Origin of the sequence: Pedobacter sp. KBS0701 (genome assembly GCF_005938645.2) — a bacterium.
Lineage (GTDB): Bacteria > Bacteroidota > Bacteroidia > Sphingobacteriales > Sphingobacteriaceae > Pedobacter.
The window spans coordinates 1461892-1486629 of the sequence record NZ_CP042171.1; the positions used below are offsets into that span (position 1 = coordinate 1461892).

26 protein-coding genes, 1 tRNA gene and 1 pseudogene are annotated in these 24738 nt (G+C 36.5%); 16 read left to right on the forward strand and 12 right to left on the reverse strand.

Annotated features, from left to right (window positions below; translation table 11 throughout):
- Window positions 1-351 precede the first annotated feature (351 nt).
- The 3 genes from FFJ24_RS26645 (at window position 352) to FFJ24_RS05790 (ending at window position 1903) form a co-directional block, all read left to right on the forward strand.
- Window positions 352-603 (forward strand): bifunctional 2-polyprenyl-6-hydroxyphenol methylase/3-demethylubiquinol 3-O-methyltransferase UbiG, encoded by a 252-nt coding sequence (locus FFJ24_RS26645; protein ID WP_256377607.1) that lies wholly within the window; start codon window positions 352-354, stop codon window positions 601-603.
- A 5-nt stretch (window positions 604-608) separates the two neighbouring features.
- The gene (locus FFJ24_RS05785; protein WP_256377608.1) at window positions 609-962 is read left to right on the forward strand and encodes a class I SAM-dependent methyltransferase; all 354 of its coding nucleotides are present in this window, start codon (window positions 609-611) and stop codon (window positions 960-962) included.
- A gap of 236 nt (window positions 963-1198) precedes the next feature.
- Window positions 1199-1903, forward strand: coding sequence for a hypothetical protein (locus tag FFJ24_RS05790; protein ID WP_138823404.1), 705 nt, complete (start codon window positions 1199-1201; stop codon window positions 1901-1903).
- Window positions 1904-2357: 454 nt separating this feature from the next.
- On the opposite strand, the pseudogene FFJ24_RS26740 reads toward FFJ24_RS05790, so the two are convergent.
- A pseudogene (locus FFJ24_RS26740) lies at window positions 2358-2474 on the reverse strand (ATP-binding domain-containing protein); the annotation flags it as partial.
- Window positions 2475-2574: 100 nt separating this feature from the next.
- Between FFJ24_RS26740 and FFJ24_RS05800 the strand changes: the two are divergent.
- Both FFJ24_RS05800 and FFJ24_RS26450 read left to right on the forward strand, forming a co-directional pair.
- A complete protein-coding gene (locus tag FFJ24_RS05800) occupies window positions 2575-2847 on the forward strand; it encodes a DUF3072 domain-containing protein (protein ID WP_246862747.1) in 273 nt (90 codons plus the stop codon).
- 215 nt (window positions 2848-3062) lie between these two features.
- Entirely contained in the window at window positions 3063-3485 is a 423-nt protein-coding gene (locus FFJ24_RS26450; protein WP_246862748.1) for a hypothetical protein, read from the forward strand.
- A 333-nt stretch (window positions 3486-3818) separates the two neighbouring features.
- On the opposite strand, the gene FFJ24_RS05810 is transcribed toward FFJ24_RS26450, so the two are convergent.
- A complete protein-coding gene (locus FFJ24_RS05810; RefSeq protein ID WP_138823408.1) occupies window positions 3819-4901 on the reverse strand; it encodes a DUF2931 family protein in 1083 nt (360 codons plus the stop codon).
- A 205-nt stretch (window positions 4902-5106) separates the two neighbouring features.
- Between FFJ24_RS05810 and FFJ24_RS05815 the strand changes: the two genes are divergently transcribed.
- The 4 genes from FFJ24_RS05815 (at window position 5107) to FFJ24_RS05830 (ending at window position 7585) form a co-directional block, all read left to right on the forward strand.
- On the forward strand, window positions 5107-5583 hold the full coding sequence (locus tag FFJ24_RS05815) for a hypothetical protein (protein WP_138823410.1): 477 nt from the start codon (window positions 5107-5109) through the stop codon (window positions 5581-5583).
- A 332-nt stretch (window positions 5584-5915) separates the two neighbouring features.
- Window positions 5916-6185, forward strand: coding sequence for a hypothetical protein (locus FFJ24_RS05820; RefSeq protein WP_138823412.1), 270 nt, complete (start codon window positions 5916-5918; stop codon window positions 6183-6185).
- The gene (locus tag FFJ24_RS05825; protein ID WP_138823414.1) at window positions 6182-6751 is read left to right on the forward strand and encodes a hypothetical protein; all 570 of its coding nucleotides are present in this window, start codon (window positions 6182-6184) and stop codon (window positions 6749-6751) included. The genes FFJ24_RS05820 and FFJ24_RS05825 overlap by 4 nt, the downstream gene beginning before the upstream one ends.
- A gap of 357 nt (window positions 6752-7108) precedes the next feature.
- On the forward strand, window positions 7109-7585 hold the full coding sequence (locus FFJ24_RS05830) for a hypothetical protein (RefSeq protein ID WP_138823416.1): 477 nt from the start codon (window positions 7109-7111) through the stop codon (window positions 7583-7585).
- A gap of 20 nt (window positions 7586-7605) precedes the next feature.
- On the opposite strand, the gene FFJ24_RS05835 is transcribed toward FFJ24_RS05830, so the two are convergent.
- The 7 genes from FFJ24_RS05835 to FFJ24_RS05860 all read right to left on the reverse strand — a co-directional run bounded on the left by FFJ24_RS05835 (window position 7606) and on the right by FFJ24_RS05860 (window position 12282).
- Window positions 7606-8253, reverse strand: a complete 648-nt coding sequence (locus tag FFJ24_RS05835; protein WP_138823418.1) for a hypothetical protein — start codon at window positions 8251-8253, stop codon at window positions 7606-7608.
- A gap of 62 nt (window positions 8254-8315) precedes the next feature.
- Window positions 8316-8468 (reverse strand): hypothetical protein, encoded by a 153-nt coding sequence (locus FFJ24_RS25990; protein WP_168202397.1) that lies wholly within the window; start codon window positions 8466-8468, stop codon window positions 8316-8318.
- A 16-nt stretch (window positions 8469-8484) separates the two neighbouring features.
- A complete protein-coding gene (locus FFJ24_RS05840) occupies window positions 8485-9594 on the reverse strand; it encodes a hypothetical protein (RefSeq protein ID WP_138823420.1) in 1110 nt (369 codons plus the stop codon).
- A gap of 46 nt (window positions 9595-9640) precedes the next feature.
- On the reverse strand, window positions 9641-10690 hold the full coding sequence (locus tag FFJ24_RS05845) for a hypothetical protein (RefSeq protein ID WP_210419468.1): 1050 nt from the start codon (window positions 10688-10690) through the stop codon (window positions 9641-9643).
- A 242-nt stretch (window positions 10691-10932) separates the two neighbouring features.
- Entirely contained in the window at window positions 10933-11283 is a 351-nt protein-coding gene (locus FFJ24_RS05850) for a hypothetical protein (RefSeq protein ID WP_138823424.1), read from the reverse strand.
- A gap of 44 nt (window positions 11284-11327) precedes the next feature.
- The gene (locus tag FFJ24_RS05855; RefSeq protein ID WP_138823426.1) at window positions 11328-11645 is read right to left on the reverse strand and encodes a hypothetical protein; all 318 of its coding nucleotides are present in this window, start codon (window positions 11643-11645) and stop codon (window positions 11328-11330) included.
- A 478-nt stretch (window positions 11646-12123) separates the two neighbouring features.
- Window positions 12124-12282, reverse strand: coding sequence for a hypothetical protein (locus FFJ24_RS05860; protein ID WP_246862750.1), 159 nt, complete (start codon window positions 12280-12282; stop codon window positions 12124-12126).
- 400 nt (window positions 12283-12682) lie between these two features.
- Between FFJ24_RS05860 and FFJ24_RS05865 the strand changes: the two genes are divergently transcribed.
- The 7 genes from FFJ24_RS05865 to FFJ24_RS26745 all read left to right on the forward strand — a co-directional run bounded on the left by FFJ24_RS05865 (window position 12683) and on the right by FFJ24_RS26745 (window position 18224).
- Entirely contained in the window at window positions 12683-13111 is a 429-nt protein-coding gene (locus FFJ24_RS05865; RefSeq protein ID WP_138823428.1) for a hypothetical protein, read from the forward strand.
- Window positions 13092-13844 carry a M949_RS01915 family surface polysaccharide biosynthesis protein gene (locus tag FFJ24_RS05870; RefSeq protein ID WP_138823430.1) on the forward strand — a complete coding sequence of 251 codons (753 nt, stop codon included), beginning with the start codon at window positions 13092-13094 and terminating at the stop codon, window positions 13842-13844. Before FFJ24_RS05865 ends, FFJ24_RS05870 begins: the two co-directional genes overlap by 20 nt.
- A 369-nt stretch (window positions 13845-14213) precedes the next feature.
- Window positions 14214-14321: a hypothetical protein gene (locus FFJ24_RS26455; RefSeq protein WP_138823432.1), complete on the forward strand. Its 108-nt coding sequence runs from the start codon at window positions 14214-14216 to the stop codon at window positions 14319-14321.
- A gap of 283 nt (window positions 14322-14604) precedes the next feature.
- Window positions 14605-16077, forward strand: coding sequence for a serine hydrolase (locus tag FFJ24_RS05880; RefSeq protein ID WP_138823434.1), 1473 nt, complete (start codon window positions 14605-14607; stop codon window positions 16075-16077).
- Window positions 16078-17241: 1164 nt separating this feature from the next.
- Window positions 17242-17315: transfer RNA gene (locus FFJ24_RS05890), tRNA-Pro, on the forward strand.
- Window positions 17316-17577: 262 nt separating this feature from the next.
- On the forward strand, window positions 17578-18135 hold the full coding sequence (locus tag FFJ24_RS05895) for an Arm DNA-binding domain-containing protein (protein ID WP_138823436.1): 558 nt from the start codon (window positions 17578-17580) through the stop codon (window positions 18133-18135).
- Window positions 18072-18224 (forward strand): hypothetical protein, encoded by a 153-nt coding sequence (locus FFJ24_RS26745; RefSeq protein WP_371717069.1) that lies wholly within the window; start codon window positions 18072-18074, stop codon window positions 18222-18224. Before FFJ24_RS05895 ends, FFJ24_RS26745 begins: the two co-directional genes overlap by 64 nt.
- 501 nt (window positions 18225-18725) lie before the next feature.
- Here the strand turns inward: FFJ24_RS26745 and FFJ24_RS05900 are convergent.
- Genes FFJ24_RS05900 through FFJ24_RS05910 form a run of 3 tightly spaced genes read right to left on the reverse strand, consistent with a single transcriptional unit; the run spans window position 18726 to window position 24737 of the window.
- Window positions 18726-21098, reverse strand: a complete 2373-nt coding sequence (locus tag FFJ24_RS05900) for a hypothetical protein (protein ID WP_138823438.1) — start codon at window positions 21096-21098, stop codon at window positions 18726-18728.
- 10 nt (window positions 21099-21108) lie between these two features.
- Entirely contained in the window at window positions 21109-22260 is a 1152-nt protein-coding gene (locus FFJ24_RS05905) for a DUF4249 domain-containing protein (RefSeq protein ID WP_138823440.1), read from the reverse strand.
- The gene (locus FFJ24_RS05910; RefSeq protein WP_138823442.1) at window positions 22257-24737 is read right to left on the reverse strand and encodes a TonB-dependent siderophore receptor; all 2481 of its coding nucleotides are present in this window, start codon (window positions 24735-24737) and stop codon (window positions 22257-22259) included. Before FFJ24_RS05910 ends, FFJ24_RS05905 begins: the two co-directional genes overlap by 4 nt.
- Window position 24738 lies beyond the last annotated feature (1 nt).

Genomic DNA, 24738 nt, shown 5'->3' on the forward strand with positions numbered 1-24738 from the left:
TTTTATATCCTCGGTTTATAAGAGCCATGATTATCCGATCATGCCTCACCATAAACTCGCTGGAGTAGGGACTGCCAGCATAGTGGAATTTCTCCCTGAATTATTCCATATTGCAACCAACTGAAACCCACATCTTATTATGCATTAAGGCACCATCAAAAAAAGACAGTATGAAGTATTGGCATACTGGTAGGTCTGGGAACCTTGCTCTTCCCGGAAAATGAAACTACTCCTCCAAAGTAAATAGGACAGGGGGCAATACGCTAATGCACAAGACCATATTTTTAAGCCGCCATTTGTCAGGACAATGATTTTCATCCGGGGCAATTTGTAATTATCTTTGCCCGAGAGATGAAAAGCGAGCATATACGGGAAACCTTCGGAAACATTGATATTTATTTATTCGACCAGTTACTAAAAGGTACTTATGATGGGTGCAACACAGTTTTGGATGCTGGATGTGGTACTGGAAGAAACCTGCTTTACTTTTTAAGAAGTGGTGCGCAGGTTTATGGGGTAGATCAAAATACTGAAGCTATAGCACAAGTTAGAAATATAGCTAGTGGCTATCCCCATATCAATCCGAAGAAAACTTCAGCATAGCGCCTGTGGAACAATTACCATTTGAAAATGAAAGTTTTGATCTGGTCATTAGTTCTGCTGTACTCCACTTTGCAGAAAACCAGGAACATTTTGAAGCGATGTTAAGCTCCATGTGGCGCGTACTTAAACCCGGTGGATATTTCTTCTGTCGGCTGGCCTCGGAAATCGGTATTGAATCACTGGTCCATTTTATCGGAAATGGCAGGTATATTCTTCCGGACGGATCAGAGCGGTTCTTGGTTAACCAGGAAATGCTGGTTAGGCTCACCAAAAAACTTGGCGGACAACTTCACGAGCCGATTAAGACTACAAACGTACAGAACATGAGGGCAATGACCACATGGTGCGTGCGGAAATAACAATCGATTTTAAAAAGTTTAGCATAGTATATCAGGTGTATGACGTTGGTTTATTGTGTCGGTTTATAATGGTGAAAGCGAGATCTGCAACGTCGGGCGTAACTCTGCCCGATGGTTTTTATGTACCAGAACCAGAATATACCGTACCTTTAGTCAGCACGGGATCACAGATGCCACCCTGGGCACTAGCCGGAATGTAACATATCTTAGAAGCTCTAGGTTTTTAATTCACTTTTATGAAACGCTTGATATTTTTTATTTTTATTATTTTATGTTGGCCAGGAAAATCAGTAGCCACAGTCTCGAAAATTAAAGTTATGATAAATGATCAAGATACAACATTAAAGCAAATTTGGATGTTAAAAGAGGGTGCTCCAAAGTCTCTTTGGAATGTGAAAATCGTTCCAGCTTTCCTTAATTTTGTTTCGATTTCTAATAAGCTAATTACTCGAGGAAGATCAAATTCAAGCGTAGCCGCGTATAGTTATCAGATTAGTAATAACGAAATTCTAACTGAAAAGGCGAAATTCAAAATTATATCCTTGTCAGTAAATAACATGGTACTGCAGATAGACAGTGATTATTACACCTATTATTCATTAAAAAGGATTGAAAAAAAAATCGATAAAACTCTACTTTTTAATGCGCTCACAAGTAAGCGAAAATGGATAATAGGGAATGATACCATAAGATTCTTTAATGTAAATGACGATATTCAATTCGGTCATGAACATGCATTTTATAAACTTAGTGTTGACAAAGACGGGCGGAAATTTTTTGGAACCTACTATATAGATGAATTTGAAGGACATGTCTTCTTATGTTTTTTAATAGATGGAGAGTATCAAGAAAAAATTTACGAAATTATGAGCGCTACAGATAAGACCATTAGATATAAAACAATTGGGGGTGACTACATTATTGATGCTGGAATAATGTAGTAGAAACCTAGCCTTATATAATCGGTCACTTCCAGGCTCTTCCCTACTTTTGGTGGTAAAATTCAATATCGATTGGGATCCTGAAGAAGTGTACGCAAGTAGTTGGTTAAAGGGATGTTTGTAACCGAAAATTTTCCTTACACAGGTCGACTACTAACAGTGGGGAGGAACCACTTCCACCGAAGTACACACCTAAATATAGACAGTCCAATTTTTTAGGTTCTTTTAATGAGCTTCTTTGTCTTCATGTTTATTTTGCAATAGCAGCCTCGCACGTAACCTGTTTGCAGCGAGGATAATTGCTGCATCCCCGAAACTTTCACTTATCTGAACTTCTGGCTGTCATAATGCCGTCGCAGCTTGGGCATTTCTGCTGAGCGGTTTGTCCCTCAGCAATGCCATGGTCCTGGATAAGTTCTGCTAAGAATTTGTTCATATTATGTGGATGATATTGAAGATAGACCTGGTGGCGGGCGCGGGTCAGGGCGACATAAAACAGCCGCCTTTCCTCGGTATTTTCGAAACTGTCGCTAACATTAATCCATAGGGTGTTTATTGAGATGAATAGGATAAGGCAGCAAAACTATTTAGTAGACTAATCTCCATTCCTAAAGAGAATAAATCAAACTTTGACTCCTTTTGGTTTGTTTGATGGAAGGAATATAAATAATATGATGATGAATAGCGAAGAAAACAAAAAGGTTAGTGGCGGGCAGGGCCCGGGAAATGCCGGTAATGGAATTACTGGTGATAATACGGTTAAAAATCCTGATGATTGGACCACAGGCGGTGAGCCGATGACGGGAGCGCAGGGGTCTTATTTAAAGACGCTTTCTGATGAGGCCGGTGAGGAATTTGATGAAAACCTGACCAAATCGGAGGCTTCAAAGCGTATAGATGAACTGCAGCATAAAACCGGACGCGGCTTGGATACCGGTCAGTAATAGCGTAGAACAGGGATTAAATTGCTTTAATCCCTATGTTTTTTGCAAGAATACGGTGTGATGGAATTTTCCAAAATCCGAAAAGGATTATTGTGATAAGGCACTAATTCTTTTGAAGTTGAGAATGACTTGTTACATTCTCGGTTTAACAATTAAAATAAGTTGCCATAGGCGAACCAAATGCTTGGAAAATTGTTTAATAGAAAACTGTAAACATGGAAGCCATCAAAGACCAGCTGCAGCCCAAAAAAGAAGGAGGGGAGCAAAAAGTGCTCATGGATCCTGCCGTTACCGCAGAGACCGATGAACTGGATGCTAGATTTCAGCAGGACGGGACCGGTGATGAAAAGCCGGAAGAAACAGAAAATAATTCAGCCAACAAATCACAAAACATGGAACAGTTCAGAATAGCAGTAGCAGTAGAGGGCAAAGAAAAATTGTATGACATTCGTCCGTTGGGAGATGCCCGGTATGAAATAGCAGAAAATGGCGAAGTGATCGGAACCATTCTCTTGGATGAAAAAGATCATGCCCGTTGCGAAAGCCAGGGCTGTCTGCTTGATCTTCCTGCATTGCATGCAGTACGCGAAAGCATACAGTCTCATGAGGGTTGGGACGATCAGCTTGGACATGCGTAGCTGGTGAACCCTAGCTGCTTTCTGTCCAATTGGAAATGATAAATAAGCGCCACGAATCCGGTCCATGTACAACGTGTTTCAACTCGTTGACTTATCCTTATTTTTAGTTCATTGATGGAATTTATCAAACCTCATTTCAAATAGTCAATAACGGTGTTAAGATTCAAACCCATAAACATTTGAGCGTATAGGATTTATTTATATCCTCACCTGGTCACGAAAACAACCTGAATAATTGTTAAAGGCTACCTTCTAGTTTTAATCTATCATAGATAAAGCTTAATATTATATCTTTAGCACTATTATACACCCATTTTCTCCATAATCTTCATTTTAGAAAACCTCGATTTTATCCGTTTTTATATAAGCCGCTTTACCATTTTCGCCTTTTAGGATTATAGTAAAACGTTTCTTTGATTCACTTACTTTAATTACGATTTCTGCTTTAGTTGAATCCGGATGTTTTCCAAATACGGTTTTAAATGCTTCAATGCTTGATTTTTCGTTAAGATCACAACTTGCTCCATACTTCTTATTATCGATGCCAATAAATTCAAAAGTTATTCTAGTAGGTATTGCCCTTTCGGTAGCTTGGGACAGAAGAAATTTTGCAGCATCAAGTTGTTCCATTTCTCCGTTGACCATACTGATTCCAAGGTCTGTTAATGGGTTGAGCTTTGCTTTTTCCGGTAATTCAAAGACAGGTTTCCAGTTGTAACGTATCCTATGGGTATCCCATTTTCCAAAAGGAATAGGTTTACCCTTATTTTCGACCCTTACCTCTGCCGGGATGATCTGTTCACGGGTATGTACCATTTCCAGATAATCTTTTCGCCAAAAACGGTTTTCATGGCTATCCAATCTGGCAATTTCCGATTTCGGAATTTTTATTTTTGTTCCCTGATACCGCCCTACTTCTTTCTGGACACCTGCTCCGGCTACCCAAACCACAACAATTCCGCCGGGAGCCATTCCCACGGCAATTCTATCATAATTCAAGTGCTCAGTATCCCCGCTTCCGTTCGTCACTTTTACTTCATATCCTTTGCTGAAATATGATCTTAATTTATCGCTATCAACTGGTTTATCTATCTTATAGAATTGGTTTTCCATATAAGAGATCCAAATAAAATCTAAGCGGAGCGGAAGGGTTTTAAAACCATCGTCCATTCCATTATTTATAGCACCCCACGTATTTCCGCCGGGAGTAATGCCAAAACCTAATTCAACATGTTCTCCGCCTTCACATTCGATTCCCCCTTTATATACTTCCATCGGATATCCCAAGGCAGCTGAAGTTCCTTGTGTCCATTCATATTTTGTCATTGCTTTTGTTTTTTGATGCTCTTTTTTTTTCCGGCATGAGATATGAATGAAGAATATCAGGCACAGTAAGTATTTAATTGATTTGTTCATTGTATAGGTAAATTGTTCTTTAATACACCTGTAAATCTGGATTTTTGATTTATTTCATTTGTTGCCAAAAACCAGTTTCGACTAAAAGTAGAGATTTTTCGCTGTATCAGAAATCTCTGCCTTTGCACAATTGATCAATGGATGGTAAAAGTTAGGTTAAAAAACAGTAAAATTACATCTGTAAAACTCAATATACAGATTAATCATGGGCCAAAATATTCTTTACAATACATTCAATTCGCTGACAGATCTATCCATAATAAGCCGAAATAAAAAGTGCAAAAGGGATGGCAAAAAAAGTTCAAATTCAAGAGTCGGGATTACCTGCTACCTGATCTTCCAGTTTTTGTTGATTTCTCATTTTGCAAGTTCTCAAAATATCGCCGGAAATTATTATTCGGTTGAGACTAAATGCAAACTTGGCCTTAAGATAAATAGTGCCAACCATTTCGTTTTTGATCTCGGTAATGGAAAAACAATCAAAGGAAATGTAAAAATTTCAAAGGCAGATAATGCTATCTATCTTGATTTTAATGAGATAAGTTCAATGCTTGAAAAGGATACCATTTATATTCAAAACTCAGGTAATTCGATGAATCAATATGTAAATTTTAAAAAATGTAATGAAAAGTATATTCGTTTGGTTAAAAGAGGTAAAGTTAAAAACCTGGAAACCTTATAAGCTGTCCTCAAGCTTAGATTTCAAGAATGTACTCGATTTAAAAAAATGAATAAATTATTCCATTTTCGGCGGATTATAAACAGTCTTGCAACTTATGAACCATTACGTGGTTGATCTTGCAATTAATCCAATGCATTTTATTGGATTACAAAATAAATTTGTCTTTATTTAAGGTTAAATTTTTATATATGTCTCGTATCCAATTATATAGTGTTGGAATTATTTATTTGAATATTTGTTTATCAGGCTGTGGAACAAAGGATATGAAGGCTGATCAATTGCCCCAAAAATTTTTAAGATGTCAAACCATTTTCCATGCATGAAAAACGACAATGAAACTGCTGGTGGAAAGTACCCAGCCGGTTCAATCATTTATTAGCGATGAGCATAATATCATCTTGTACACTGTGACAAAGACGACAGAAAATAAATTCTACAAAATCAACCCGAGAGGTGTGGTCATTGATTCGCTGGTATTAGTGGATAGTCCATTCAATATTGCTTTTATAAGAGGCGTTATCATCAATAAGGTGAAGTATCAGTATTATAAATGGGTTAGCAATGGCAACAAGCAACCTTTTTACATTTTATTTAAAACATGAATTTCAGAGATAGTGCAGCAGCCCAGCAGAAACAACTTGACAATATTCTTCAAAATGGAAAAGACATATGTGCAGATTACCAGGTGGAAGATCCGGCACCAAAGAAGAGAACCAGTGAAGGCATTCATACCGTTACATCAATAAAGCCCTTCGCTATCCTGACCTGTTTTTTGCAAAACAAATGTTTTCAGTTTTACACCGATTTAAATACATATAAGTATTTTACTTCGTATGATATGGAAAAGCTCCTTTTGAACAGTCTATTTAAAGTGATCGATTCCCGGTTAAATAAAAAAATCATTCCCTCAAAAAACATCCGGTACTGTTATTATCAGAAGCTAAAATCTGAAAAGGTCAGATTTTCCGGCGGGGGTGGAAATGCACCTGGTTTTGATAAAGAGATATATCACGGAAACCTATATTCTGACATTATCTTTAAGACTGATACCATAAGGCTTAAAGAATTTTTTTACCTCTCCGAGGATTGGCAACAGTCGTCCGTTGAATTTGATGGCAAAAATATAGCGACGCTGACAAAAAATAAAGAGCAGCCCCTATGGTTATAGAAGGCTATGGGTATTATATCAATCCAAGGCTCCATTATGCACTGCTTAGTTATGATGACAAAACTATTTATCTCATCAAATAAAGGCATGCAATATGCTACTCATCAGGGCATCACTTGCGTTGGTAAAACATGTGCTGGCAAGGTGAAGATAAAGCGAAGATCCGTTATCAATAGCTACAAAAACAATAGGCGGGAAACCGTGAAGAGATAATTAGTTCAGGGTGATCCAAGGATACAAAGAAAATTTACCTGCCAGAACAGGGTTAGAAAAGTATGGAGCTGACTAATAGAAAATAACAGCGTATGATCATTACTTGGATGAAAAAATAGTAATTAATAAAATTAAGATATATAAATGATGTGTGTACATTTAACAAAAAACCTGATTGGCTTTTTTACATTGATGACTTTAGTAAGTTGTTTTGATAAAAAGCAGGAATTTATTTCCCTTGATCATATGACATTTACAAATTCCTATTATAAAAACGATGTAAAGATTTCCTTCTATGTTTTAATAGCCAACCCTATTGCTGATGAAATAGAACTTAAAAATTCCATTGCAGAATATGTCAATGGCAGGTTGGGCAGCAATAAGTTCATGAAAGATACAAAAGTACATTCCCTCAATTTCGTATTCTATAAAAAAACAGCAAACACATCCTATTTCACCGAAAACATTGAAAGCCATGATGCATTGAATACCAATGAAATATCCCGTTATAAAGACGATTATATAGCCAACTATTACGTGGTCAAATGTGATGGCGGGTTTACTAATAAATTATATTTGTTTGATAGGGGTGAGCAGGTTATCTCCAACAGTTGCAAGTAAAAGCAGTTTATTTAATATCGTTATCCTGCTATCCTATGTTTAAGAAACTTCATTTTATTATCTTCAAATTTAAAGGTCCACATTTGCGCATATTCATCACATACCTCTTCTTCATCAGGGTGTGCTTTTCTATAATCATCATTTGAGTTTGTGCCATAAGAAATATTGATTTCATTATTTTTAATGTGAATAGTATACAGGTGATAACAGCCCTCATCTTTCACCTTATTCTCAAAATAAATTTTATCTTTTTTCTCTAAATCATTTGTATTTAAATGATTGAATAAATTAATTAATTCAATCATATCCGTTTTTTCATAAATCGTTTTAAACGAATTGGTGAACATCTTTTTGGTAATAGCACCATTATTTACGCTACGTTCGGCATCGAAAATGCTATCTACTTCAAAAAAATTAACAGTGCTATCTGCCAAAGGAAAGTCAAAAAAACTTAAGATGACAGTTTCATCCTCTTTTGCTATCGCATCACTGAATTTATTGAGTTCGATGATTATTTTTTCGCGTTCTGTATTACTTGCAGGGCCGTGATTTGGCTTTACAACGGCAGCGATATCAGGCTTGACTTCCGGTTTCTGTTTTTCTTTGCGATCCGTATGGCAAGACAAAAGAATGATTGATAGAAGGCTTAATAAAAGATTTCTTTGCACTACAATAACAGCTTTAATGTATGTGAATGTTGAGTTTATAAATGACCACGTTGAATATAAGCTTATCTGATGATTTTCAAGCTTTGTGTCCCTTTTGCAATATATAATAACATATCAATAAATGTTTTTTTATTCATCCCAGATTTGTCCATGTCTTCATATCCTAATAAAGATTCTCCGCGATTAACACCTTGTTTTGGTTCTAGTCTAACCATTCTGTTATTGAAATGATCACTTTTTCCTTATAATGTAGATCCCTTTTTTTCCATTATCATGAAAATTGGTGCTGTAATCATATGCAAGAAAACATATATCACTGTTTTTTGTAAATATTTCTGGTAACTGAAAAAGATGTAAATCAGTTTGCGGACTTTCTCCAAAACTGTTGTACTGATAGGCTACGCTTTTAAAATGCAAAATGTCATCATTTAAATTTAGTTCATAATATGCGGTACCATAAAAAGTAGAAGGTATGCCTGGATTAAAATATCCTTCTTTTGTAGAACTTTCCTTTGCAAAGGCCTCGGTCTTGATATTGCCACTGTCTTTGTATTTTAAGGATTGGTCTGGGAAGAAAGAAAAATCGGAGTTATAAGTGCTGATATAGCTATCCTTAAAACGAAGGGAGTTTGAATAGACCCCTTTGTGTGCATCTTTCAGGAAATGCGCCTCATGCCATTTATGCGGTACATTTTTGCCATTAATTTTACAGATAATTTCTGAACCATCAGCATATATTCCTCCAGCAGATGAGTTTATAGAGGTATATAGTTTTGTCCATTTTCCAGCTATTTGGAAATAAACGCATTGGGCAGAGGCCTGATCGGTATGCCATCCGTAAAGTACAACTTCTGATTGCTTGTAATTTTTCTCAAATATTTCAACCCATTGATTGCCTTGCATGGAATTGTCTTCATTTAATACTTCATTATAGGGAAGTGGTGCAGGATGATCTGCAGATATATCATAAATACCATCTGCGCCAATGGCAAAACAGTTAATCGTTTCTAAAAATTTAAACTGGCTATTTTCATCAATATTCAGTTCGAAAATCTTATGGCCTTTTGCGTCAATTTTTATGGGATTATAATAACCGAGTTTTTTAAAGTTATTGATTAATACGAAGTTTTTATCCGGAAAATACAAAATCTCAGCATTACTAGTTTGGGTGGCCCTGTATAGCAAATGTTTATCCGAATTTAGACCGTTTCGCAGTTCTGGATAATTCTTATATTGATTGTAACGTATTAATAATCGAGGTGACAAATTAATCGTAGTAAGTTTATTTAACCCGATAATGATTACGAAAAGAGATAGTAATATGAGCCACATTTTTTTCATCGTTGAAGTTTTACAGATAGTATCTTAAAAAAGTTATTAATTGCTGTTATTTTCGGATCAACATCCTTCCTGGAATCGTTCGTATCCAGACATTATTTTTCCCAAAAAAAGCAATGTCACGTATTTTTCCCTGATCAAGTTTTTCCACTTGCCAGCTTTTCCCGTTATTTTCACTTCTATAATATTCTCCCGTCTGGTTATCAACAATGATAAAAAAGCAGTTGTCGAAAATCCATACATCATTAATGTTGTTGCCAGGAACAGGAAAACTGATTGGATAAAGATCACCCCAGGCGTCTTGTTTTTTAAATAGTGTGATTCTTTTAGCAGCATTCTGGGTTACGAAATACAAGTTCTGCCGGTTATCCAGCAAAACCGAAAAAGCAAGATTAGGCAGATTTAACGGCATTTCTTGCATTTCATCGTTTTCGAGATTCACGCTCATATAACTTGTTCTTTTTTCAGTAAGAAAGTACAGCACCCCCTTATTCGTAATTGCAAAATCCATCGTTTGATGCGCTTTTGGAATTTTGAACTTTTTCCATGTTTTTCCTCCGTTATCGGTTTTTATGAACTTAATTGAATCATAGTTGTAGCCTCTCAGTCCCATCGTTGCCATGCCCTTTTCTGCCGTCCAAAAATGAATTTCATCAATAGCTTCCGTTGTATCGTAAATCTCTTCCCAGGTGTTTCCTTTATCATAGGATTTGTGCAAATGGGAATGTTGCCGGTCGGCTGACCTGCCATGATAAGATCTTCTCAGCGCGAATAGCGTTTTTCCTATAGATATAAAATCTATGATTTCTCCTTTTCCAAATCCCTGTTCGACCCATTGATGACCACTATCTCTAGTCATTAGAACCACCGCATCCTTATTAAATTCGGCCTGTATTGCCGTTAATTTTTTTTTATCGATGACCTCAAAATTGTTATAGGTTCCACATAAAAAACCAATACGCTCATCAATAAACTTAAATTTGTAAAAACGGTAATCGGTCGCAATTCCGGGATTGTATTCACTTTTTTCAGTCCCCTTGGTTTCTATTTCTTTCCAATGCATGTCTGGTGATCCTGTGCAGCTCCAGATACTACTCATAAGGCAGATTATTACTGGTATTCTCTTTATGTTCATCATAACCTACATTTCTGTTGAACAGTCTTGTTTACGGGTTTTCAAATTAAGTATGTTAAGATATTTATTTAGCCCATTGATTAAATTCGAAGTTTTCCCTTTAGCCCATATGTGCACCATATAGCACTTATCCTTTCAAGAAGATTAAGATGTAGCAGTATAATAATTATTTATCTATGCTCTACATAACCTGTGCATAGGGTCAGTTAATGAGACGACTCATTTACAGATGTATCGGTCGATTCACTTTCCTCTCCTTCAAGTTCCTGTTTAGCGGACCTGATATCACCTGCTGTATATTGATAATATGAATCGAACGTTTTAGTCTGGCGGTTATATATCAGCACATATTTAGATGATTTGGCCTGTTTTATCAGGCCGTTACCCTGCGCAGGAACCAATTCCATCTTGTCCAGGTATATTAAGGATCCCTTAGAAAAATGCTTTATAGTGGGCAGCTCATCATTAATTTCCTTCCAGTAGATAATATCTCCCTTTTCAGTAATAATCCAGATCGCACTGCTGGAGTAATCGCGTTTTTCAAGAAGGAATGCCATTTCCCGATCCCCATTTCCGGTAAAGTCACCATAAGCGATTACCTTTATGCGCGGTCTTTAATCTTTGTCAGAAAATATTCGTTTGTAGTAACATATTTATTGTCAATAAATATTTTGACGATCGCACGTTGAAATGCTAAAGGAATGCCGTCATATTCGGGAATGGTGAAGATCGCCTTTTTCCAATAGTTGCATTCATCTTCGCTCGCCCACCCATTTACCAACACACTATCCGTCTGCCGGATGCTTGATTCTGAAGCAGCAAGACCCTTTCTTGTTCTATAGGTTCCGAACTTATAGCCGATAAGTACTGAAATTACTATACCTACAGCAATTAGGAAAATGTATTTTGTCTTCGTCATTCTATTACATTAGTTTTTAAGTGCGTGAAAAATTTTAACGTGCATATTTAACCGTGAAGGTAAAAGTAGTAAATTAATATATCTCTTTTATGGGATATATTAATTTCTATTACGAACTATAGTTATATATTGCCTTGCGCCTCACACGGAAAGATTGTTCATTATTTTAGCCTGAAATTTACCTAACTCAGGCACTTACAATTAATTAAATTGATTTTTGTTGCTGAACAAAAAGGGTTAATAATTCAATTTGCAGGTCATGTGCACGATGGTTTAAATTATATGTATGTAGGCTGCCTATTTAGGACCAATGCCAATTATGCCTGTTATGGTAACCAGGTGCAAACCTGACATACTTATTTCTGAATTTCTGTATGTAAAGCACTTGATTGTATCATTCATATAGCTTTTTATTGGCTCTTATAGCAAACTCTAACATTGGAGCTAGTAATAGTCTAAAGTGGTCTAAGAAATTCCTTTAATCTTTTGCGTAAGCAAAATCGATGAATTGTTTGATCGCCTTTTTGATTTCCTGCTGGCCAGACTCTTGCAGCAGGTCTATCCCACAAAACTGATTCTCTTGCATATTGGCATGTAAAGTTAGGTAGTAAACTCTGCCCATCAGTATGGCATACATATCAGCTTTGCTTTAGTGCACTCCTTATTTCGTACTGGTCCATTGGTCACTTTTCTTGCCATAATACTGGATTGATGCATCACTCATTACCTATACATTTTTATGATTGATTTAGTACTATCGTCCTGGCAGATTTATTAACAATTTCTCTATTTAGATAAATTAGATTGATTGTAGACAATAAAAAACAATGAGTAAAAAATGAATAATGTATTTGCCACCCTTTTCATTATAGATTTAATTCTAAATTTATAATGAATAAAAGTATTCAAATTAAATTGATATCGGTTGGATAAGTTGTTCTTGTTAATTGATATGCCAGATAAAGAATTTTGATAAATTTTGCCTACCCATTAAAAAATAGCAAATTGCATTCAGGTAAAACTAAATATTAATAATAATGCGAACATCTTTTACAATTTTCTTTTTGATGTTTTTCATTCAGACATTTGCACAACGGGGCAAGTTGTTTAAGGGAACTTTAAACAATTCGGTTAAAATAAGCTTATATTTACAAGGATTGGAGGATGGAACTTATGCAGATCCAATTTTGGGGGCTTATAAATATGATAATCAAAAAGATTATATTCTGTTGAACGGCTATAAAAACAAAGATGGTAATATTGTTTTGGTAGAGCAGGCAACTGTAAATTTTTCGGGTATTTTTTTAGGCACCCTAAATAAAAAACAAATCAAAGGAAAGTGGATTGCTGCAAACCAGAAAAAAGCTTTTTTATTCGATGTTATAGAAACAACTGCAACAAAAGAACAATTAATCAAATTTCAGGGTGCGATTGAAGTTAAAGCAAATGAATTTAGAAATTATTAGATCCAGAGCAAGCGCCGTTTTATCCAGTTTTATTTTATTGATTGCACTTTCTTATTGCACAAAATCTTTTGCTCAAAATGCAGTTTCAACAGCAGAGCTTCTTACCGATAAACAAGTATCAGCATTGCTTCCAGATGCCTTACGTACTAAGTTAGGAATCAATTTTCCAATTTTTAAAGTTTACAAATATGTTGATAAAGCAGGCCAATACTATTGCGTACTTACAGAGAGTCAGGATGTAATTAATAAGGAAAAGGATGCTTTTAATAAGATGTCGAATTATAAAATCAAGGCTATAAATTTTAAATCTGAGAATGGCACCCTTACCAAAACCTGGGAAATTAATGATAATACGCAACCTAATATGCATGGCGAAGAATCTATATGGTTTTGGATTAAATATGCTCAGTTTAGTGATTTTGACAATGATGGTTTAATTGAGCCAATTATTGTATATGGAACACATGGGCTTAATAATTATGATGATGGACGTGTTAAATTCATTATTTATTATAACGGCCAAAAAATTGCGATAAGACATCAAAATGGAGTTCTTGATGATGAGCGAGAGACCGCGGTTGATAAGGCTTTTTATTCCTTGCCAATGAAATTACAAGAAGCGGTTAAAGAGAAAATGGATTTGATGGTTAAAAATAATCAGGCAATTTTTCCTTTCGGATGGCAAAAAGCCATGCAAAAAAAGAAAGTATTTTTTAGTGAGCGGGGCGATTAGATTTATTTGATCGTTTCTTTTTAAAATGGTAAAATAAAAGTCCTGTATTGGTAAAATTGCTACAATTAAATTGGCTATCTTATCAGTATAGGGTTTTATATAGACTTTATATATAGATCATGAATATCATCAGACGTGTAAATTGCAAATGGAATTTCCGTGTAATATTTTCACCATACTTGGAAAGGTAGATATTACTTTGGCCTACATTATACTTGAAAGTTTATAAAAGAGATTCCATGATTAAACAAAGTTGTTATATAAATATCTTTACAATGGAAAAGAGATTCAGGATGAACTTGGAGGGTAGCTGGATTACGGGGCAAGGTCTATGGTCAGGTAATTGGTAGGTGGAATAGTGTTGATCCAATGGCAGACAAGCTTGTATGGTTATCAGCTTATAACTATGTGCAAGATAATCCCATATTAAGAGTCGATTCTACTGGGGCTTTTGATTGGGTTATAGATAAAAAATAACAACCCTTACTGGTATGAAAATTTTGCATCACAAACTACAACAAAAGCTGATGAACTTATCTTGGTAAATCCGTTCAATATGAGACTAAAGAAGGATATGGTGTAAACTTAAACCCAGATAAGGCTTGGAACTATCAACTTCTTATTGACGGATATTATCATGGATAACCTGTTCCGGACAAAACCGACGAAGCATCAACCAACAATACAAGAAATACTGGATTTAGATTCATTTCTAATTCCATGAATGATAGAAGATTAATGTTAATACCAAAGTTAAAAGATGAAACCTGAATTTATTAAAGCCATTTTTTTGTTATTCCTTTCTATGCTTTCTTGTGCTACGCTTAAATCCCAGACAAAGAACAAGTATTCAAAAGAAGTTGAGAATAAAATAATTCAGGTTGAAAATCATCTGGCCAGTTGGGTAGAAATCGAAAATACACCTAAGTGGAATTTGAAAGAGCGGATGAATTTCTACGAAATAAAAGGTTTAAGTATTGCCATCATAAAAGATTATAAACTTGAATGGGCAAAAGGCTATGGCTGGGCTGATTCAGCACAAAGCAGGCGTGTCACACCTGCAACTCTTTTTCAGGCGGCTTCAATAAGTAAATCTCTGAATGGAATGGGCATGTTAAAGTTAGCACAAGACAGGAACATCGATCTAAAAAGAGATATAAATTCCTATTTACATTCATGGAAATTCCCTTACGATTCCATATCGAAAGGCAAGAAGATTACCACTTTAAACTTATTAAGCCATACGGGTGGCATAAATGTTAGTGGGTTTGATGGTTATCAGAAAACTGATTCCATACCCGATATTATCCAGATTTTGAACGGAATTAAACCCGCAAACAGCGATGCAGTAAAGTCTGTTTTTGAACCTGATTTAAAATACAAGTACTCGGGGGGAGGAACAGTGATCTCTCAATTGATTATCGAGGATGTATCCGGTAAAAAATATGCTGATTACATGAAGAGTAATATTTTAAGACCTATTGGAATGCAAAATAGCTTTTACACGAACACAACATTAAAAAGCAAGCTTAAACTGTTAGCCACAGGTTATAATGGAAGCCATGAAGTAATGATGAAATATCATATCTATCCGGAACAGGCAGCCGCAGGATTATGGACAAATCCAACTGAATTATCAAAGTTTGTAATAGAAGTCCAAAAGTCCTTGTCGAGCAAATCAAACAAATTACTTAGCCGGGAAATGACAAAACTCATGCTCACGCCTTATCTTGATAATTCTGCTGCTTTGGGTGTTTTTATTGAAGATAAAGAAGGAACAAAATATTTCAGACATGGTGGCGTCAATGAAGGTTTTACCAGCCTATACTTCGGTGGCTTAGAAGATGGAAATGGTGCAGTGGTGATGTGTAATTCTACCGATAAAACCATACTCTATGAAATCATCAACAGTATAGCAACTGTTTATAAATGGAAAAACTTCTACAAGCCAGAATTGAAAAAAGTTGTAAAAATTAACAGTAGTGAATTAATGAAATATACTGGCAAATATACCTCCAATGATCGGGAGTACATCATTTCACAAGTCAATGGAGATCTATTTCTAGAACTATCGGGGCAAAGGTGGCAGCTTTATTTCACTTCTAAAACTAACTTTTTTATGTACCAGGCTCCTGGTATTAACCATCAGTTCATTTATGAAAATGATAAAATCCAGGGATTTCAAATTAAACTTAGTGGCGGCAAAAATATAGTTCTAAAAAAAACAGAATAAAATTTTCATTGTTGGTTCCAGTATATTGACTGGAGCGTGAGAGGCAGCTTAAAAATTGTTCTGTAGGAAAAATAAAGAGCGAAATAATTTTGAGAAAAGTATCAAATAATGTGATGAAAAGTTCAACAATATATTTAAACTTACCAGTGTAGCCTCAAAGATTATCCGGTCAGACCTGACCATCTTAAAAGGCGAATAAGGCCCTTTGCGATCTGTTGATTATCCACCCGAGGAAATTGAAGGAACCAAAATTCTGGATCACCCCTGTGAAGAATATATCGTACATTGGCATCATCTCCAGGAAATTCTCCAATATGGTAAAGTTCCGTATCGTCAATGATCAAAAAGTTGTCAAGAGCATCGGCAAAACTCACAATCTCAATGTGACTATATTAACCTCTGTGGCGGACTTTAACCATAAAAGTGTGCAGGTATCCACAGATAGACAATAACCAACTGACCAAAGCCTACCTCCATCCAAATTTTCTAAAAAGCAAATTAAAATCCCCCTGCAGTTGATTTCGGCACAACGGCCATTAATACGGCTACATCAATCTTTTTTTATCACCGCATCTTTGCAGTTTATTCAAAAAAATAAAAAACGGACAATTTAAAACAAGTATGGTTTGCAACTGCAGTCTCAAAGGATTTAGGATTAACTTTTGTAAAAAGTTACTTTCTGAAGGCTACAACGTGGCAGCTACATCAATAAGTGTTGAATCCTTAACCAAAGCCGTTGGTATTGATTCTTCAAATTTCTTACCCCTACAACTAGAGGTATTAAATGAAGGCAGCATATCACAAGCCTTCGAAACTACAATCAAACCTTTGTTGGTATTAATATACTGGTAGACAATGTTGGTTATGGTCAATTAGGGACACTGGAAGGAATGACCGATTCCCAAGCCAGAGAAAATTTCGAGATCAATGTATTTGGCTTATCTATTTGAACTGTATTTTCAGATTTCAAACTGTTGCATAGAAGTGAGTATTTCTTGAGTATGTTAATATTTATTACTTTAAAATTCTGATTTTCAGATGTAGATAGGGGGCAAGTCTTAAGCAGAGGTCTTTATATTTAGGTTTAGGCTGTTTCACTATTTTTTTTCATGGCTTTATCATATTCTGATTAATTTCTGTTAATTTGTGCCCGAAAATACTACCCGGGATGTAGCGTAGCCAGGTATCGCGCCAGCATGGGGTGCTGGAGGTCGTAGGTTCAAATCCTGCCATCCCGACAAAGACAGATACAAATTGTATCAAAAACCCTCTAAATGGTTCATTTAAGGGGGTTTCGTTTTTTTATTCGGCATAGTTTGGGACAAAGAATATCAGATATTTTTTTACCAAATCCAGTACCAGATTTTTCTATTTAATATTGTCTTTCAACAAAACTGAAATTTTATTGCAAATAATTTTTTTGGATAAACCGACCAGGTCTATCGCTCTTTTTGCTGTTTTTTGGTAGTGGATCTGGTAAAAAAAATAGGAGAAGATTTTATGAAATCTAATCACAGTTTTAGCGTTAATTTCTTTGTTAGACGCGATAGGGAGGCATTTGGGATGGTTCCTTTGTATGTAAGAATTACTGTTGATGGCAAGGTCATTTGTTTTGCTGCCAAGAAATCTGTTGAGCTCTCGCAATGGGATCAGAAAGCGCAGCGAATAAAAGGAAATTCCATCGAAAACAATTTTGCACGGGATCGAATGAGACAGCTCACTAATGAGATTAGCACTGCCTATGATGAGCTTCGCTTTCAAAAAGAAGTAATTACTGTTGAAAAAATCAAGGCTAAAGTAGAGGGTGAAGATCAAAGCAAAAGTTTGAAGGATCTGATTAAGTATCATTTTGATCAGCCTGGTAAACTACTGGCGGCGGGGACACTCAAGAATTATTACTCAACAGAAAGGTTCCTATTGGAATTTCTTAAAAAGAAAAGGTCACGGATATTCAGTTGTAGAAAGTTGATTTTAAGTTTGTTACGGACTTCGGTATCTATCTTCGAACCAAAACGCCAGATAAAGGGCAGAGGGTGTGTACTAATAATACTGTTCTGAAGCACATGGAGCGATTTCAAAAAATGATGGGACTAGCATTAAGGTTTGGATGGATTCAAAGAAAATGTAAACTTATTCTAGTATTATAATTCAAAAACGACAAGTAAATTCAGGACGAGACACCAAAACCTGGGCATTTCGGCAAATGTGTACGCGCGTTTCACATTTATGCTGACACCTTCTTTCGCTCCAAACTGTACGCCCTGATCTTCAGATCAGGATTTCTTCAAACAGCAGTTCCAATAAAATTTCTAAGTTCAGGTCAATCAAAGCCTCAGAGGTAAAATCGATACCAGGTTTGATCTTGGATTCATCAGATTGATTTTAAGCGCTTCAGAGCGTCTTTTTAATTGATTTACCGACTTCATCCGAAGGACGATGGTATGTTGATCTAAAGGAAAGCGGGAAATGAGGACCCCGAACGGGAAACCGTGGAGCGCCTAGGGGAAGAAGTATATTTGCAGCCAAGCCGCCATGCGTTCAGAGGGAAAGGAATGACTTAGCAAAAAATCCGGCAGCCAAATTCGCGTACAGTTTGGAGCGAAACGGAATGTAAAGTTTTAGTGAAATACGCAGTTTACTCCGAACGCTTAATTTTTCTTCAATACCTTGAAATTGGCATAACCAGTTCCAGTACCGCCATTAGGCGATAATGACTGAACCACCACCACATAATTTCCCTCAAAGTCAGAGCTGAAAAAGCTGATTGTTGCCTTTCCATCATTTTTGGTTGTATTATTCGGGCTCCAAAATAATGTACTTCTGAAGTCTGCAAGTCTAGTCAACACGGAAACATCACCATCATACATTGGTGCATAAAACGCTCTATTAATTTGTAGCCCTTCGTAGTCAAGCTGCAGGGCGTGTTTAGAAATTGATGTCCCATTTAAGTCGCCTGCATAGGTCTGTAGATCCAGAATTCCCTCAAACTTGTCGTTTCCATTAGCATAACGACTTGCAACAATCGCTAACTTTTTGATGGTTTTAGGATCCTTCATCATCAGCGCATTTCCATCATCAAAAAGCGGGAGCCCATCCACAAGTATTAAAGGAGAAGATTCAAGGAATTTTTGGCTCCCAATATCAAATGTATTTAGATAATAATTTTTATTTCGCTTAATTATAGACACTTCAAAAACGTACTCTCGCAATACCTCCTCCATTTTTGGAAACCTTACATAGTCGTCTAATAGATAGCTTTTGTCTGCCTTATAATAGAAAACTGTGGTATCAATACTTACAGTCGTCTCCCTTTTTAATTGATTAGCATTAAATGCATTATGAACCTGCATAGCAACACTTCGATCAATCAATTTTTGAGCTTCATAATTGTTATGGAATGTTGGTAACCTGTAATCCGAAAATTGACTAACATAAGGTGATCTCAGTGTTATCTTGCCTAAGCTATCCACTCGAGGATCTGTCTGAACAATAATTTTCTTCCTTCCATAAAAGTACTTAGTAAAGAAAATGAAATTGCCATCATTGCCAATAGGGGTGGTATAAAAACTATAGTTCTTGCCAGGAATAGATAGATAAACCGAAGAACTAGCTAAAGAAGATCGCTGTGTTGGTCCTGATATTTGGCCACTGATAATTTGCCCAACGATTTCAGGTTGATACAGCAAATTCCCGCTTGGCTCTTTTAAAATATGCTTCCATTCAAAACGTCTCCAACCATGGGTCAACATGAGCAGATCTGTAGCTTCACTAGCCGCATTTTTGAGATACCATTCGGGATAATCAATTTTACCTTTTAATTCAGAAGTTAACCACAAACTAGAAGTTATATCATTAAGATGTTCAACCGAATCAGCTTGATATACAGCAATAGAAAAATCTGTGGCAATCGGTTTACCCTGTTGGGTTTGATTAATGAATAGCGCTATCTTTTCTCTTGTCGAAAATTCCTTTTGTTTTGCCGATATGGTTACTGCTAACAATGAGTTTGGTTTCTTGAAATATAATCGCTCGCAAATGGGTTCCAAATCTGTATTAAATAAAGTAAAATGAGTAATTCCATCACCAAGCAAATCTTTAGAAATACTAATGCCTGTGGCGATATCTATCGCAGTAATCCTTTTGCTGAAAACTACTTTTCTTCCGGAGTGAACAAATAGAATACCATATTGATCTTGGTGCTGATTATCCTGAATGCTTATCTTCAGAACAGAGTCTCGATCAGCTTTAATACTCATAACGGTCCCCACTGCAAATACCTTAGGCAATGTCGTGTAAAATGGTTTTCCCGCCATTGGCTGAATACAAATGCTATAATTCATGTGATCTTGCGGTTTGAAATAAAAACTTCCCAATCCGAATTGTTGAGGGCTGAACCTCACCAGTGTATCGTTTCTGCTGTCAATAATTGCTCCTTTAAACTGCAGTGGCTTTCCGCTTGCATCTACCGCCTTGAAAGCAATTTTGCTAATAAGACCTGATACTAAATTCCCACCTTCTGGAAAGAATTGAATTGCAGGCGTAGTGATAGTTGCCGATGGAATAGCAGGAGGATCAGCTTTTAATGTATTATAGATTGTTAGTTGCTTGTGGAAAAAATAATTCACATCAAAATTCTTCATCCAATTTGTGTACGTCCTCAAAACAAAATTTCCAGACCGCAAGGAAAGAGGAAGATAGAAATATCCGTTGCCATTGCCACCTTCCATTACTATTTTAGCCTGCAATACTGCTTTGTTTTCCGAATCAAGAAGTTCTACATAAGCTATCTTACTTAAATTGATTCGTCGGTTGGTATAGGCCTCTACAGTGTATAACTTAAACCAGATCATTTCTCCAGCTAAATAAGAATCCTTGTCTGTGTGCATATATATCTTTTCCTGTAAATTATTGGTCAGATAATTATTGAACTGATGTGCAATTGTAGTGTCAACAATCTGAGCGTTAACAGTGGTCAATAGCATGCCTAAAACCCAAAATAGAATAAATGTTAGTTTTCTCATGTAGCAAATATTAATTTGGCCAAAATGATGGTTTAATATTCGATCCCTTTAAACGACAATCTATACAGGCTGCCGTACTCATCGTATATCGATATAATATTGGCGCTGTAGTTCCGGGAGCAATCCAAGATTGTTCATTTACGATAACCTTATTGGCACGGATATAATTAATTAAGCTGTCCTTTGGAATAATTACTGATTCGCATGGTTGGACATACACCCAATTTGAGCCGATGGATGGTTTATCGCTATCCTTAATAAACAATCTCCTTTGCACCATACGCCCAGCACTGATCCAACCTATAACGTGTTCTTTTGGATCTGAGATACACGTAATGTTGCCTTTTAGTTCAGAGGGTTGGGGATCAAAAATGCCACCAATCTGCTCTGTGTTTTTTTTCAGATTCTCTAGGTACTCATAAGCTTCCTTTGAAAGCCCATACTGCTTCACAAGAATGCTGTATAAATAGGCAACTTTAATTGAATTGCCTGCTACAAAAGTCATTGGTGCATCAGTTATTTTATCTTGGGATAGACGTGCTGTAGAACCCAATAAGATATTTGATGAGCTCGAATTGGCCCAACAAAGTTGGATGTTTATATTTGGATCTCGCAACACAACTTCTGAGTTTCTAAATTCATGGGTTGATACAAAAGGTACCCTCACCTCCCAGGTTTCTGTATAATCCCAAGTGTAGTATTTTGTAGCATTGTTCGGATCATGGGTGTTGAGCAATATATTGAAGCCATTTTCGGTCGCCGAAAATCGGAGATCATCAATTTCAGGTGTTGCCTTGCTGGCTAAAAAAGCGGTCTCGTAAATCTTCGCATCAGCCAGAATAATGCTGAGCTTATATTTCTTTGTCAGGTTTAAACTTTGAGTGGATAAAGAGCACTCGCCAAGATCATTTGTTGTTCCTTTTATCTCCACACCATCTTCGCCCAATACCGAAACGGTGGCATTTTTCTCTGGAGCGGATGTTCTGGAGTCTGACAGGTCAATTGATCGGCTTATTTTAATGTTGGTGATGCCCCCTATGTCTATAAATCCTTCTACAACAAGTAGATCTTTATAGTTGTTATCTATCTCGGGCTTGAAAGAATCCTTACAAGCAAAATTGAGTACGCAACATGCGAATATAATCAGTCTAAGTGCTTTCATTTAAAACGAATATTATAGTTTACAAAGGGAATTGCGGTTCCAAAAATAGAGAGTTGATAGCCATTGATGACCTTGTTTTCACTGACGAAGAAAGTTGAAAATGCGTTTTTTCGATTGGTTAAATTGTATACCCCAATGGTCCAAGAGTTATGTGTTAATTGCTTTACCTTGTGATTCCCCAAAATATTGAGTGAAATATCTGACCTGAAATAGTTTGGAATACGATATTGATTTCTTTCTGAATAGAGCAATCGCTGTCCACCATTAGAAAAATACTTCCCGACAGGAAGCGTAATTGGCCTGCCTGTGCTGTAGGTAACATTGAGGGAAACACTAAAACGTTGTGAAAATTGGTAATTGCCAATAAGCGTGGCATCATGGGGTTTGTCGTAATTAGCCGGATAAAACTTTCCTTGGTTAATCGAATTAGAACCCTGTACATCTTCGGTCTTTAGCATTATTCTTGAATAGGTGTAACTGACCCAACCATTTAACCGACCAACTGACTTCTTAAGGAGAAATTCGAGCCCATAAGCCTTCCCCTTGGTAGGCAGCACATCCTGCTCTATTTTATGATTTAGAATTAGTTGAGCCCCGCTTTTGTAATCCAAAAAATCGTTGATGTTTCTATAATATCCTTCAACAGATGCTTCAATGCGGTTTGACTTAAAATTCTTGTAAATACCTAAAGAAAATTGCTCGCCAGTTTGTGGTGCAATGTTCAGATCACTTAATTTCCAGATATCAGTGGGAGACATAGAAGTAGTATTCGACATCATGTGGATGTACTGCCGTTGGGTATTATAACCCGCCTTAATAGATAAATTCTCATTCAATAAAAAAGTTGCGCCTAATCTATATTCTGGCCCGTGGTAGGTATTAAAGGCTTTTCCAGCCCCATACTCCTGTGTCGATTCGATATTCGCATCACTTTTACTTAGGTTCTCGGCATAGATCTGCTGAGTTGATGGCCCTAAACTTGTGTATAAAGAATAGCGTAACCCCGTATTGAGCGTAATTGCTGGCGTAAGCTCATAACTTTGCTCGGCAAACACCGCATTTTCTATGCCTTGTTCCTTCGGCAAAAGATCAGTAACAACCAATGACTGCTCATTGTACGGCCGCAAAGATCCTGGCTTATTGTTGTATAATATGGAGTTGGTTCCAAATTCAATGTTCATCCGCCGATTAGGAGCATAGTTGAAATTTGTTTTGAACCGGGTTTGTTTAATGCTGAATGTTAACCGGTAATCGGTTTCTTCTTGATAGTTGCTGAAATTATCATAATGATATTCATCAAGCCCAGTCGTAATTTGGCTATAGAATTTCTCGTTGAAAATGTGCTTCCAGCGCAATGATAAATTTCGGTTACTGTACTGAAAAGTGGTATCCGTTGCTAAACTTGACCTATCATTGCTTAAATATCCAGTAATGTAGAAACTGTTGTTTTTATTTTGCTGATGACTAATCGCAACATTCAAATCATAGAAACTAGCTTCAGCTCTCCTATATGCTGAGTTTTTGGGTAGTAATTTTGTAATCCAGTTAGAGTAGGTGGTTCTGCCACCGATAATAAAGGAAGTTTTATCCTTTAAAATTGGACCTTCGATATTTAATCTACTGGTTAGCAAACCTATGCCCGCAGTACCTTCGAATTTCTTTCTGTTGCCCTCTCTCACATTCATTTCCAACACTGAAGAGAGCCGACCGCCGTATTTGGCTGGAATACTGTTCTTAAATAGTTTAACATCTTTAATAATGTCTGGACTAAATGCAGAAAAAAAGCCAAAAAAGTGGGTGGGATTATAAATAGTGGCTTCATCGAAGAGAATAAGATTCTGATCTGTAGAACCTCCACGTACATTAAATCCAGCACTAGATTCACCAACTGATTTTACACCTGGAAGCGTGAGTATTACCCTCAGCACGTCAACTTCACCGAAAACTGTAGGCACCTGCTTGATGGTCTTGATATCAAGCTTTTGAACTCCCATTTGCGTCCCCGTAACATTTGTAGATTTACCTCCAGTTATCACCACTTCATTTAGCGTTAATGACTTGGTGTTTGTTACAACAGGGTTTGGAACGGCAGGAGTAGAAAGATCTGCCCCCAAAGGTAGCTTAGAGTCTTTAGGCACATCGCCTACCTGAGAGGGCAGTGTAGTGACAATATTTACAGCCTTGGTTAAAAATACTGATCTCCCAAAAATAGCAAACTTAACATCAGTCCCCATAAAGGCCCTATCCAACACCTCTTCGACGGTGCCGCCCTTGATATCCATCGATAACGTAAATGAACTGAAATGGGTTTCATCATAATAAAGATGATAATGACTTTGCGTCTCTATCTGTTTTACCAGCTCGCTAATCGGCTGATTCTGGAGCTTAATGTTGATTTTGTTGTTTAAGGTCTGTCCTTTCAACCACAATACTGAAAACAACATCCAAATGACCAATAGAAAGCGTTTATATTTCATT

Bases quoted from the DNA above. Each gene is read 5' to 3' on its own strand.
- FFJ24_RS05840 (WP_138823420.1), bottom strand. From the start codon at position 9,594: ATGAAAAAAATGTGGCTCATATTACTATCTCTTTTCGTAATCATTATC.
- FFJ24_RS26455 (WP_138823432.1), top strand. From the start codon at position 14,214: ATGGCAGACAAGCTTGTATGGTTATCAGCTTATAACTATGTGCAAGAT.
- FFJ24_RS05810 (WP_138823408.1), bottom strand. From the start codon at position 4,901: ATGAACAAATCAATTAAATACTTACTGTGCCTGATATTCTTCATTCAT.
- FFJ24_RS05850 (WP_138823424.1), bottom strand. From the start codon at position 11,283: ATGGCATTCCTTCTTGAAAAACGCGATTACTCCAGCAGTGCGATCTGG.
- FFJ24_RS26645 (WP_256377607.1), top strand. From the start codon at position 352: ATGAAAAGCGAGCATATACGGGAAACCTTCGGAAACATTGATATTTAT.
- FFJ24_RS05895 (WP_138823436.1), top strand. From the start codon at position 17,578: ATGAAATCTAATCACAGTTTTAGCGTTAATTTCTTTGTTAGACGCGAT.
- FFJ24_RS05860 (WP_246862750.1), bottom strand. From the start codon at position 12,282: ATGTATGCCATACTGATGGGCAGAGTTTACTACCTAACTTTACATGCC.
- FFJ24_RS05790 (WP_138823404.1), top strand. From the start codon at position 1,199: ATGAAACGCTTGATATTTTTTATTTTTATTATTTTATGTTGGCCAGGA.
- FFJ24_RS05870 (WP_138823430.1), top strand. From the start codon at position 13,092: ATGAATTTAGAAATTATTAGATCCAGAGCAAGCGCCGTTTTATCCAGT.
- FFJ24_RS05900 (WP_138823438.1), bottom strand. From the start codon at position 21,098: ATGAGAAAACTAACATTTATTCTATTTTGGGTTTTAGGCATGCTATTG.
- FFJ24_RS05845 (WP_210419468.1), bottom strand. From the start codon at position 10,690: ATGAGTAGTATCTGGAGCTGCACAGGATCACCAGACATGCATTGGAAA.
- FFJ24_RS05800 (WP_246862747.1), top strand. From the start codon at position 2,575: ATGATGATGAATAGCGAAGAAAACAAAAAGGTTAGTGGCGGGCAGGGC.
- FFJ24_RS05910 (WP_138823442.1), bottom strand. From the start codon at position 24,737: ATGAAATATAAACGCTTTCTATTGGTCATTTGGATGTTGTTTTCAGTA.
- FFJ24_RS05820 (WP_138823412.1), top strand. From the start codon at position 5,916: ATGAAACTGCTGGTGGAAAGTACCCAGCCGGTTCAATCATTTATTAGC.
- FFJ24_RS25990 (WP_168202397.1), bottom strand. From the start codon at position 8,468: ATGGTTAGACTAGAACCAAAACAAGGTGTTAATCGCGGAGAATCTTTA.
- FFJ24_RS05815 (WP_138823410.1), top strand. From the start codon at position 5,107: ATGGGCCAAAATATTCTTTACAATACATTCAATTCGCTGACAGATCTA.
- FFJ24_RS05865 (WP_138823428.1), top strand. From the start codon at position 12,683: ATGCGAACATCTTTTACAATTTTCTTTTTGATGTTTTTCATTCAGACA.
- FFJ24_RS05830 (WP_138823416.1), top strand. From the start codon at position 7,109: ATGATGTGTGTACATTTAACAAAAAACCTGATTGGCTTTTTTACATTG.
- FFJ24_RS05905 (WP_138823440.1), bottom strand. From the start codon at position 22,260: ATGAAAGCACTTAGACTGATTATATTCGCATGTTGCGTACTCAATTTT.
- FFJ24_RS26450 (WP_246862748.1), top strand. From the start codon at position 3,063: ATGGAAGCCATCAAAGACCAGCTGCAGCCCAAAAAAGAAGGAGGGGAG.
- FFJ24_RS05880 (WP_138823434.1), top strand. From the start codon at position 14,605: ATGAAACCTGAATTTATTAAAGCCATTTTTTTGTTATTCCTTTCTATG.
- FFJ24_RS05855 (WP_138823426.1), bottom strand. From the start codon at position 11,645: ATGACGAAGACAAAATACATTTTCCTAATTGCTGTAGGTATAGTAATT.
- FFJ24_RS05825 (WP_138823414.1), top strand. From the start codon at position 6,182: ATGAATTTCAGAGATAGTGCAGCAGCCCAGCAGAAACAACTTGACAAT.